9 protein-coding genes and 1 tRNA gene are annotated in these 11553 nt (G+C 41.4%); 2 read left to right on the forward strand and 8 right to left on the reverse strand.

Annotation, left to right across the window (positions count from 1 at the left end; all coding sequences use genetic code 11):
* The first annotated feature begins 98 nt into the window (after positions 1–98).
* Entirely contained in the window at positions 99–1463 is a 1365-nt protein-coding gene (locus tag QYT14_RS02075; protein WP_288324299.1) for a TrpB-like pyridoxal phosphate-dependent enzyme, read from the forward strand.
* An 81-nt stretch (positions 1464–1544) separates the two neighbouring features.
* Here the strand turns inward: QYT14_RS02075 and QYT14_RS02080 are convergent, their stop codons facing one another.
* Complete coding sequence (locus tag QYT14_RS02080; protein WP_288324298.1) at positions 1545–2834, reverse strand: porin; 1290 nt, start codon at positions 2832–2834, stop codon at positions 1545–1547.
* A 142-nt stretch (positions 2835–2976) separates the two neighbouring features.
* Here QYT14_RS02080 and QYT14_RS02085 point away from each other — a divergent pair.
* Positions 2977–3051 (forward strand) — tRNA-Glu (locus QYT14_RS02085).
* Positions 3052–3634: 583 nt separating this feature from the next.
* Here the strand turns inward: QYT14_RS02085 and QYT14_RS02090 are convergent.
* The 7 genes from QYT14_RS02090 to QYT14_RS02120 all read right to left on the reverse strand — a co-directional run bounded on the left by QYT14_RS02090 (position 3635) and on the right by QYT14_RS02120 (position 11531).
* Positions 3635–5308 carry a S41 family peptidase gene (locus QYT14_RS02090; protein WP_288324297.1) on the reverse strand — a complete coding sequence of 558 codons (1674 nt, stop codon included), beginning with the start codon at positions 5306–5308 and terminating at the stop codon, positions 3635–3637.
* A gap of 179 nt (positions 5309–5487) precedes the next feature.
* Entirely contained in the window at positions 5488–6096 is a 609-nt protein-coding gene (locus tag QYT14_RS02095) for an epoxyqueuosine reductase QueH (protein WP_237038924.1), read from the reverse strand.
* Between the two features lie 9 nt (positions 6097–6105).
* Positions 6106–7704: a ClC family H(+)/Cl(-) exchange transporter gene (locus QYT14_RS02100; RefSeq protein WP_288324296.1), complete on the reverse strand. Its 1599-nt coding sequence runs from the start codon at positions 7702–7704 to the stop codon at positions 6106–6108.
* A gap of 51 nt (positions 7705–7755) precedes the next feature.
* Positions 7756–8628 (reverse strand): histidine kinase, encoded by an 873-nt coding sequence (locus tag QYT14_RS02105; protein WP_288324295.1) that lies wholly within the window; start codon positions 8626–8628, stop codon positions 7756–7758.
* A gap of 252 nt (positions 8629–8880) precedes the next feature.
* Positions 8881–10188 (reverse strand): thioredoxin family protein, encoded by a 1308-nt coding sequence (locus QYT14_RS02110; RefSeq protein ID WP_288324294.1) that lies wholly within the window; start codon positions 10186–10188, stop codon positions 8881–8883.
* 228 nt (positions 10189–10416) lie between these two features.
* The gene (locus QYT14_RS02115) at positions 10417–11187 is read right to left on the reverse strand and encodes a LytTR family DNA-binding domain-containing protein (protein WP_237039009.1); all 771 of its coding nucleotides are present in this window, start codon (positions 11185–11187) and stop codon (positions 10417–10419) included.
* Between the two features lie 14 nt (positions 11188–11201).
* Positions 11202–11531, reverse strand: a complete 330-nt coding sequence (locus QYT14_RS02120) for a MarR family transcriptional regulator (protein WP_237038920.1) — start codon at positions 11529–11531, stop codon at positions 11202–11204.
* Positions 11532–11553: the final 22 nt, after the last annotated feature.

The following is an 11553-nucleotide window of genomic DNA, read 5'->3' on the forward strand; positions in this document are numbered from 1 at the left end:
TTTTCTTTCGGCAACAAAATAAAAAAAGAAGCCGTTTTATTAGTAAGCAATTCTTTTTTTACGTAATTTTGACCCCAAAACTATTAATTTGAAATGCTATGAGTACAAAACAGAAACGTTTTATCTTGCCAGAGGACGAAATTCCTAAATACTGGTACAATATACAGGCTGACATGAAAACCAAACCCATGCCGCCTCTGAATCCCAAAACCAAAGAAGCCCTGAAGCCCGAAGACCTCTACCCCATCTTTGCCAAAGAGCTTTGCCGACAGGAACTGAACCAAACCGATGCGTGGATTGAAATTCCCGAAGCCGTACGCGAAATGTACAAATACTATCGCAGTACACCGCTGGTACGCGCCTATGGACTGGAACAGGCTTTGGGCACTCCCGCACATATCTATTTTAAAAATGAAAGCGTGAGTCCCATCGGTTCGCACAAACTGAACTCAGCACTTGCACAAGCCTATTATTGTAAAGAAGAAGGTATCACCAACGTCACCACCGAAACCGGTGCAGGCCAATGGGGAGCCGCACTCTCTTATGCCGCTAAAGTGTTCGGACTGGAAGCAGCCGTCTATCAGGTGAAAATCAGCTACAACCAGAAGCCTTACCGCCGCAGTATCATGCAGACATTCGGTGCCACCGTTACCGCTTCGCCTTCCATGTCTACCCGCGCCGGTAAAGATATCATTACCCGCAACCCTAATTATCAAGGTTCACTGGGAACAGCCATTTCCGAAGCTATCGAACTGGCCATGACCACTCCCAACTGTAAATATACACTCGGCTCTGTGCTGAGCCACGTGACGCTACATCAAACCGTCATTGGTCTGGAAGCTGAAAAGCAGATGGAAATGGCAGGCGAATACCCCGACATGATTATCGGATGTTTCGGTGGCGGTTCCAACTTTGGCGGTATCTGTTTCCCATTTATGCGCCACACCATCCTCGAAGGAAAGAAAACCCGATATATTGCTGCAGAACCGGCTTCATGTCCGAAATTGACCCGCGGTAAATTCCAATATGACTATGGCGACGAAGCCGGATATACTCCTTTATTGCCAATGTTTACACTAGGGCACAACTTTGCTCCGGCCAACATCCATGCCGGCGGTCTCCGCTATCATGGTGCAGGTGTCATCGTATCGCAGTTATTGAAAGACAATCTGATGGAAGCGGTAGATATTCAGCAGCTAGAGTCTTTCCGGGCAGGCTGTCTGTTTGCACAGGCCGAAGGTATTATTCCGGCACCGGAATCTTGTCACGCCATTGCCGCTGCAGTGCGCGAAGCCGAAAAATGCAAAGAAACAGGCGAAGAAAAAGTCATCCTGTTCAATCTTTCGGGCCACGGTCTGATTGACATGGCTTCATACGACCAATATCTGGCAGGTAACCTGATGAATTATGAGTTGAAAGACGAAGACATCCAGAAGAATCTGGACGAAATAAAGAATATGTAACTGTAAATTCACTCTAAAGGAAGCACGGACAACACAGAATTCCAATCCGTATTTGTGTTCGTCCGTGCTTTCTTTTTCACCTTAGAAATTATATTGCGCACTCAGGTTTATCCGGTTCGCTTCACGACTCAAGTCGTTGAAGTCCTTACGCCATCCGTGCAAGTATTCCGCACCCACCTGCAGATTGTGCGAAACATTCCAAAACACGTTTGCCACCAGATACTGACCCTTTTTATACTGAGTCTCATTAAAGTTAGCATAGCAATCTTCAGTAAACAAACGTGACTGGCTATAGGAAGCGGAAGCAAAAACACGTTTCGAAAAATTATATTGCAATCCTGCAAACCATCCGCGCATGGGAAGCACCTGCATCCGCCCGGCCTCATCCGCCACCGGCACAATGTCCACATTCAAGTTGCTTATGTCATTCAGATATTGGGCAATACCCTTACCGTATGTAAACTGTCCGTATGCACGGAAATTGCCCCATCCGGCCGTAGCCGATGCCTGAACACCCCATCCGGTAATGGATTTCGCCTTATTGCTGACCTCATCTTCATAAGTCATGCTACGCAAGATTCCGCCCACACGCACATGGCTACCCTTTGTCCAAGAGTACTGCACATAAGCAGGGATATCCGGCATACGCTGTTTACTGATTCTTACCTCTTTGGCCGGAGTTCCGTCTACGGAAGGCATTTCCACACCCACTCCCACTTTCAGTCCTTTCACCAAATCAGCCTCGTAACGCAACTGGGTGGCACGATAGAAAGTCATGCCGTCCGGACCCTGAAAGTCGATGGTCGGAGGACAAGCCGCCAGGTCCATGAACAACCCCGTGTCATACCCCATCGTGAATCCAAGAAAAGAAAGATAAGCGTTCTGAAGCTCGAAAGTTTTGCCGCTACCCCGAAAGTTGCCTGCTGTATAGACAATGAAATTGCCCAGATGCTTGGTGCGCCCCACTAATTTAAGGAAGATGGTAGACGTGCTGGCATCCATCTGGAACTGATTGCGCACTTGGGTGCTTCCCGGTTGCGGAATAAGAGCAGGAATAAAATCGATATCATCCACCGTTCCGTCAAAATCATACTCCATGGTAGTCTTCAAATAACCGCCAATACCGAGGGCTAATTTCCCCTGCTGGTCAGTGAGCAAGAAACGCGGTGCACGGGGATCATGGAAATGCGGACGTTGTGTTTCATTAAATACATCGATTAATTCTTGCTTTCCATTTTTATCCTTCGAGATAATAATTACCGGACCGGGCCCTTCAAGTTCCGGATAGTTGTCTTTTTGTTGCGCAACGGCCGGTGCAACCATCATTGCGCCGACAGCAACGCAAATCATTGATTTTAAGATTGTTTCCATAAAAATTGAGTTTAGGTAAATAGTCAATTCAATGGAGTATGAACAAAAAGTCAGAAAAAAAGTTTGGGAAATATTTGGTAATTCAGAAAAAGTCACTACCTTTGCACTCGCAATCGAGAGAGAAATCATCGATGCCAAGGATGGCCCCTTCGTCTATCGGTTAGGACGCAAGATTTTCATTCTTGAAAGGGGGGTTCGATTCCCCCAGGGGCTACCAACTAAAACGAGCAATCAAAATTTTGATTGCTCGTTTTAGTTTATCAGGGTAATTGAAACTCTCCCCACACAAAAGTAGGGTTCGTCAACACGGGCCAAGTCAAAAAGTATGTGGACATAATATTTGAGAAACATTTAAAGTTTGCAATACTAAAAACATACATCCTTCCAAAGTATTATAAATCAAGTACATCAGACAAACTCCTGATTAGGGGTCAGCATTGTAACTCAGAGTTCATGCTTATCACCACAGGGTTTTCAGATTGACCCTTTTTAAACTCTGCATCGTTTTGAGCTCCCTAAGTCGTTTCATTAGGCAGCCTAAGCGTTTTCGTCCTTTCGATCATGCTTGTGTGTCCGTCGGATTACTACAGTCTCCGGCAGCGGACTGTATAGTCCGTTGCAGTGAACCGTACAGTCTGCTACAGTGGACTGTATAGTCCATTGCCGGAGTCTGTAATAATCTTCCGTTCAAAAGACCTTAACCGACCCTATGAAACGGCTTATTCGTCCCTTTGTTAGTGAATATGATATGTAAATCTCCAAAAACAAGTGACCTAGCCCGACAGCTACTTCTCTCCTTTTTATTTCTTAATCAGTTGGAAAGCTTTAGCCAAAGCATCTTCCTGTGGCACTGTATAATCAGGCAATGTACCATGTATTTTCTTTTCATCCGCACCATATTGCCAAAAACGTTTGAACGAAATAGTACATCTCAATCCCGACACCGGCAACTTATAATAGACGATATCACCGAAACTCACATTCATGCCACCGGATTCCTCCCCGATAACCGTCCCCATACCAAACTCCTTAAAAGCCCAGGCAAACGAACCGGCAGAAGAGAATGTATGATGACTTATCAACAGATATACATCACCTTCGTAATGGCCTTCTTCTTTGGTGAGCGGAGAGATAAGATTTTCTTTTGATTCATCATTATAAAAGGACCATCCGGGAACCATTTGAGTTCTTCCCGTCAAGCGTATGGTGGTGGGCGTAACACGTACCAAAGCCTTGCCCATTTGCTTAAAAGGCTTAGGAGAGATATAGCGGAAAAGAATATCTCCTACCAACGAATTACCTCCACCGTTATTGCGTAAATCAATGATTAAATTCTTAATGCCCTTGTCGCGCAGGACGACAAACATAGAATCAGCAAACATCTTCATTCGCTGTGGATTGTTAAAGCTTCTAAAATCCATAATGGCCACATTCTTCTTTTCATCCACTCTGAAAGAATAATCCTGCACCCGAGTCTGTTCTTTCTTCTTCGGCATACGGGGGAGAAGTTCCGCCCATACAGTAGGATACAAGGTAGCTTCAAGTTTCTTATCACTACCTTTCATACGATAAACTACATCGTATTTATCAGCAGCATACATCATTTCAAAAAGTGCCGAAAAATCAGTGTTAATACGTTCTATACGGAAGAAATCGCGTTCCCCGCTTGCATAATCCATCATCGATTCTATCAACTCCCTACTCCCCTTTCCGTTGATGGAAAGGACTTCAGCATCTTGGGGTATCAAGTTGTCAATGCATGCTCTTGCGCGCAGTGTATAGTCGGACATTACATTGACAAACAAAGGAAACCGGACAGTAGATGGAGTAAAATAATCATTAAAAGGGAAACGAAGCATAGTGTGTCCATCGCCTAACTTTGTAACCAACGGAGCCGCATACTTAAACAGTTCCACTGTTGTAACAGAATCGGGCAACTGCTGTTTCACCTTATTTACCGATTTAAACCATTCGCTTTGTCTGCATACGGAAAACATATCGGGATGAACTTCGCTGAGAGTATAAACTAAGGCGTCGATGTCGAACTGTGCTTGCTTCTTTGAAAGCAATCCACCGGCAGAGCGCTTCAACATATCCCGCGAAGGTTCTTCCAAAGGATTTGCCGATACCCATTTTATTCGAGTCATGGCGGAATCACCTTGATTAGTGACCACTACAAAATCATAACATCCTTCTCGGGCTACATTGAACCGGATGGTATCTATTTTGCTTCGAAATACAACTTCCTCTCCCGATGTTTCAAATATGTCGGGACGAAGAGAGGGATTAATCACCCATGGGCTTTGTTGTTCTTTACCATCAACTGTAATGCGCAGCACTTTGCCATCAGTTTTAAGTACTTGCATTTGTTCTACTTTCTTTGCTTTTTCTCCAACGACCTGTGCAGCCAATGGGCTTATCGCACCTGAAAGACATAGCAGCAACGCCCATCTGAAAAATTTTGTTTGTGTCATGTTATTTCTTATTATTTTATACATCAATCTCTCTACATTCACAGATGGCAAAAACGTCTGCAGTCCATTCCATACTTAGTCTGTGAATATAGTCAGTTTCAAAGTTATCTTTTTAAATCAATAAAACAAACGAGTCAACACTTTAATATGGGGATTTTACCATTTTTATAGCCAATGCCTCATTTATCTCTATCCACAACAGGAGCAGTCTCTTCTTTTCGCATACTAAACTCGCAACCGCAATATTTTTGGTTGTAAAAATCATATTCCTTAATAATGGCAATGCGACGCTCACTTAAACCGCCTTTACGCCAGTTCTGCTCCCAATAAGTAACGTCGGGATAACAGGCAGTAGCATAGCGTCCCGCCTCTTCTATCTGTTCCAGGCTTTTCCATCGGCTGGATGCCAGTGTGGTGGTTATCACCGAGAGACCATGCTCGTGAGCATAACGCGCCGTATCCAACAAACGCATCTTAAAACAACGGAGACAACGCCCTCCACGCTCAGGTTCCTGCTCCATTCCCGACATTTGACAGCGCCAAGCGTCATGGTCATAATCGGCATCTATAATCTCCAATCCCAAGGAGCGGGCATAACGGGTACATTCATCTTTCCTTATGTTATACTCTTCAAGCGGATAGATATTCGGATTACAATAATAGATGACAGGAGTAATGCTGTGTTGCATCAAACACTCAATGATGGCTGACGAACAAGGGGCACAGCAAGTATGGAGCAACACTTTGTCGGCTCCTCCCGGAACTTGAAGTTGGAATTTCTTTTTCATACGGCAAATTTAATAGATATTTGCCATACTGACCAGCGGTTCGTACAATTTTTCAATATCCCTGGCATCTATTTCTATCTCCACTTGGTCGCCGGGAACAAGTGTCTCACCTGCAGCAGGCAGAGTTTTGCGATCACGGCGAATGCTAAGAATAACACAGTTGTTGGGCAAAGTCAGTTTATCCACTTCTTTTCCATCAAAATAAGAGCCATCCATTATTTCTACGTACAGTTGATAACGTGCCCCCTCGACTTCGGGGAACTCCGGATTGTGGCTGCGAAACATCCTGTCATAAAGCAATACATTGTAAGGCTTAATCTGAAGAAGTTCCGTAAAATAATAAGTTAGTCCACCCACTACGATAGAAGGATAAAACACCTCAAAATGACCTGTTATTTCTGTTATCAGCACAATGGCGGTCAACGGAGTACGCACCACTGCTACTAAAAAAGCCACCATCCCGACAAGCATCATATAACTGACATTTTCATATCCTATCACTCCGTGCTGTACCAATATGAGTCCGAATAATTGTCCCAACAAACCTCCTGTCACCAGGGTCGGAATAAAACTTCCTCCCGGTAAGCCTGAAGACAATGAAAGCAAAGTGAATACAAAATGAATCAATATCATGAGGCCAAGCCACTGGATGTCATGCGTCCCATCCATTCCCTGCATCATCAAAAACTGTTCTCCACCTCCCGTCAAGTTTGTCTCGGTCAGAGAAATAGCGTATGCCACAATCAGCAAATACAACATTTTAGTGTAAACAGAGAGTTTCAACGCCGGCAACCACCGCTGAAAAAAGGGAACAATAAGCGAATAGAACTTTGCTATGGCGGCAACCACGGCAGCAAAAAGAATATAAAGCTCTGCCTGTTGCTGAAAGGACCAAGCGGGAGACACGGCATTTATCAGATGATAAGGCGTAGTGGGAAACATCCAACTCGCCACACCGCCCGCCACCACGCCTGCCAATAAAGTGGTAATGGCGGTTTTGGGAGCATCAAACCGTTCAATGGATTCAATGACCAACAAAGAGGAAGACAAGGGAGCGGCAAAAGCTGCAGAAAGTCCGGCACCAGCTCCGGCAGCCAGCAACTGCTTTCTTTCACCCCGCAGAATATGTCCCCAGCGAGATACCAACGTGCCGATATATGAACCAATCTGGACGGAAGGCCCTTCACGTCCCAACGACAACCCTGCACTCAAAGCTAATATTCCCCCAAAAAACTTTGCAATCAATTCCTTGAAAGGATGGTCATAATGAATACGTCCGTTAATGACAGCCCTCGTTTGAGGAATACCGCCTCCGGCTATTAAAGGCATCTTCTTTACCATCAGGGCAACTCCGACAAGAATGCCCCACAGGAAAAAGAATAAGACAACATGACAGTACCACGGATAATGGGCTGTGAAGAATGCTTTTCGGATATCAAAGAATTCCCATAACAAATAATGATAGGGCACAGCAATCAGCCCCGTAAGCAAACCTACAAATATACTTACGAAGTAAAGGCGGGCATCAATCAGCTTCAACCTCCAGACACGCCATTTCCGCAGATTGCTCAACTGCTTCCATTTCTGTTTCCACTTGTCCAGTTCCATTGCGAGGAATAAACAAATGAAAAAGAAGAAGGTTTGAAACTATTGATAACCTTAGTCTACCGGAGAGGAAAAATAGAGATAAATCCTGAAATCTTTTCCTGTATCCGTATCCAGTTCTACCTTATAACGTTGTGGATATAATAATTCCAGTTTTTCATATACGCTCTGTATTCCATATCCTGGAATAAAATTTTCCGGGAAAGGCTTTCCATCATCCTTTACAGACAAAAGAAGTGTTTCATTAAATATAGAACAAGATACGTTTATTGTTAAAGTTGTCATATCAGGTTTCATACCATGTTTCACACAATTCTCCACTATGGGTTGAAGCAACATTCTAGGTATCTTATAATGCTCTGCTTCAACCGGAAGCACAATCGTATAATTCAAAAGTTCACCAAAACGAATCTTTTCAATTTCCAAATATGTTTTCATCATTTCCACTTCCTCTTTCAAAGAAACCATAACTTGTTGCTCACGATTCATACTATACCGAAAAAAACACGAGAGTGCCAATGCCATTTGCCTGGTCTTTTCACCATCGACCGTAGCTAATCCGGCAATAGAATTGAGAGAATTATATAAAAAGTGAGGATTAACTTTGGCTTGCAATGCTTCAAACTGTGTTTTAATATTCTGCTTCTGATATTGAAGATCCTTATATTTACGATTTTGCCGTTCTTCCCATTTACTTAAAAGATAAATATACAGATACTTGTAATTCACTATAAGCAGTGATAAGATTATACTTAATACAATCATCTCATCCAAGTATCCCGGAGAGAAAGTATAACTACCGTCCGGAAATCGCTGATGAACAATTTGTTTAATGGGAATATCATCCAGTTCTGCCACAATACAAGCAGATAAGAACAATGTAAGCGAACACACTATAAAATCGATGACAGCATAATATACTTTCAAATGATTTCCTCTTTTATCCGTGTAAAACAAATAAAGATTGAAAATCAAAAAAATGAAGCTGACTGCCCACAAATAAGAAAGCATAAGTCTGTTGACAAACTGTAGGACCAAACCAACAGAAACTAAAAATAATAGATTTCTTTTATAAATGGCTTTCACCTTTAACATTCCCGGCAAATAAACCAAGGTATACCCCACAGCAAAAACAAGCATGAATGCGACCAAGAATTCAGTATACAGATTCATAAAGAATTATTTTAAGAGCGTTTGTAATTGTTTTCTTACTTCAATAGGATTTGAAGGCGAAGCTGCATTCATAAATGCAATTTTTCCATTCTTGTCAACGATAACATAACGTGGAATAGTCAATATCCCTTTAGAATCCTTAAAAGCAGAATATATGATTTGGGAGGTATTCTTATTCACCCGATAATGATATCCTTCTAAATTATAATAATTTATCATCCGGTTCCACTTCTCGTGCCTTTCATCTCTATCTATAGATAGATACAAAAGTACAATATCTTTTGAATCAGGAAAATGTTGTTTCATAGCTGCTACATTAGAAAATGACTGGATGCAAGGAGAACAGGTGGTTGCCCATATATCTATATAAACTATCTTTCCGGCAAATGGACGCATCATATCAGTAAAATCTTCGGGTTCTGTTTCATAACAAACTATCTGTATTTTATCATTACCGGTTTTCTGATGATAAAGAGCCGAAATCTTAGTCACTCCAGGAAGCAATATTTCGATATAGGGATTATCGGGAAATAAAGCAATATATTTATCGTATAACAAAGGAATATCCTTACTGTATCTTTTTTGAAAAATATCATCGTACAATAAATGGGCGGCTACATACTCCAGATTCTTATCTGAAAGCAGATGGCAATAATTTTCAAACAAAAAGGTATTCACAGATTCTTCGTCTACTGTTTTCGGATCTATTCCATCCAATACAAAACTCTTAATAAAAACATAATCCTTCAATATTTTAGGAAAGAATCCTGATTGTCTAGATATAGAATCTGAAAAACAAAAATCCATAGCTTTGAATTCATTCATCCAATCATCCGAAAAACTAGAAGACGCATACAAAGAAATGGCTTTTTTCAGAAACAATGCCTTATATCTTAAATCAATAAAATGCTGTTGTTGCAACATAAATCTTCCAGCCGGTATTGCTTTTTTAAGCAGGGCTTCCTCTTTGGCCTTTCGGTCGGCTATATTTTTTTTAAACATTGCCAATGATTGTACCTTTGCAAGAGGGTGGTTACGGGTATAGGAATAACTACGGCAATACTCATCTGCTCTTTCTGCCTCTTTCAGATATAAATTACAGGCCTGGTTATGACCACTAAAACAGATACTATCCCGATAGAAGAAAACTGTATCTACAGAGCCGGCAGTTGCGTAAACCAATGCTGTCTTACCCTTCCCTAATGAGAGTTTATATATAGTGTCACTACATGGGAGCTCAATCTCTGTCATCTGTCCGCAAACAGCAGTAACAGATGAATATAAACTATAAAAAGGTAGTTGTTTTCCGTCCAAAGGCCAATAACGCAATTCGGCAGATTCCTTGTCTGTTTTAATAACAAGTTTTTGTGACCGACCGTAGACAAGTGCGGTTACTGATAACAATAAAAAGAATGCAAAGTACTTTTTCATGATTATTTTGTTTTAATTATTTCAGATACAAAGATATGCTTCGGCAACCGCCATGAGAAGCTATTTTCCTTGTACCTGAACAATACTACAATAAACCTGAAAAAAGAAAGATTATCCCAGCATAAGTTCCTCTCTAATCTTATCAATATAACTTGTACCAGACGTTATTTTCGTATGATTATAATCCCTCATTTTTAGTATAAGCCGATTATTAAAGTATTTCTGTATCTCTTCTATTTTTTCTTTGTGGACTATATAAGACTTTTGTACACGAATAAAGTCGTCAGATAACCGTTCTTCTAATTGCTTCAAAGTAAGATTACAAACATACTCTTTTCCTTCATCGGTGATTAAAGAAACATATCCATCTTTTGCCACGCAATAAGTAATTATGCTGCACTGAACAAATACTATTTTTGAACCGATATTCACAGGTATTGCAAATGCTTTTTTAGGGGGATTAAGAAGTTTACCGAGTTCTTGCAGTTGACAAATATCCATTTTCCGCTCTTTGGGAAATAACCTTTCTATTTTCGCCATACATTGGGCAAAACGTTTTTCATCAACCGGTTTAAGTAAATAGTCAATAGAGTTTTGATTAAAAGCATCTATTGCATATTGTTCGTATGCCGTACAAAAAACAATGTAAGGCTGATAATCTAAATGATGCAATACATCAAAACCATTCATATCAGGCATTTGAATATCCAAAAACAATAAATCAGGACGCAACCTGTTTATCATTTCAATAGCTTGTTTGCCATTATAAGCCTGTCCGACAAGACTTATGTTGTCATACTCCTTTAGTAAAACTTGAATGGCATAATGGGCAGCTTGTTCATCATCTACCAATATTGCAGAATAAGCAGATATACTCTTCATCACCAAATATAACTCTATTTAAATAACGGTTTCAACATCTTGGGAACTTCTATTTCGTTCTCCTTCAACTGATTCAGACAAATCTTTCCCTTATCCGATAAAGTAAAATACATCTGCCGCTTGTCTTTATCGCCCAAACTGCGAACTATCAACTCTTTATCTTCTATCGAGCGAATCACCTTCGAAGCATGTGAAGCCGATAAACCCGTATTCTCTGATATAGCACTCGCCGTCAATCTGTCACCACCGATACAGCAAAGTGCCATTGCTTCATTCAATGACACCCCATGTTGCTCTATCAAATTTGTTTCCAATTCAGAGAGAGCTTTAAAAAGCTCTCTCATGACACATATTGATTTTATTTTC

It is taken from the genome of uncultured Phocaeicola sp. (assembly GCF_948499155.1).
Classification (GTDB): domain Bacteria; phylum Bacteroidota; class Bacteroidia; order Bacteroidales; family Bacteroidaceae; genus Phocaeicola; species Phocaeicola faecalis.

Bases quoted from the DNA above. Each gene is read 5' to 3' on its own strand.
- QYT14_RS02120 (WP_237038920.1), bottom strand. From the start codon at position 11,531: ATGAGAGAGCTTTTTAAAGCTCTCTCTGAATTGGAAACAAATTTGATA.
- QYT14_RS02090 (WP_288324297.1), bottom strand. From the start codon at position 5,308: ATGACACAAACAAAATTTTTCAGATGGGCGTTGCTGCTATGTCTTTCA.
- QYT14_RS02075 (WP_288324299.1), top strand. From the start codon at position 99: ATGAGTACAAAACAGAAACGTTTTATCTTGCCAGAGGACGAAATTCCT.
- QYT14_RS02100 (WP_288324296.1), bottom strand. From the start codon at position 7,704: ATGGAACTGGACAAGTGGAAACAGAAATGGAAGCAGTTGAGCAATCTG.
- QYT14_RS02095 (WP_237038924.1), bottom strand. From the start codon at position 6,096: ATGAAAAAGAAATTCCAACTTCAAGTTCCGGGAGGAGCCGACAAAGTG.
- QYT14_RS02115 (WP_237039009.1), bottom strand. From the start codon at position 11,187: ATGAAGAGTATATCTGCTTATTCTGCAATATTGGTAGATGATGAACAA.
- QYT14_RS02080 (WP_288324298.1), bottom strand. From the start codon at position 2,834: ATGGAAACAATCTTAAAATCAATGATTTGCGTTGCTGTCGGCGCAATG.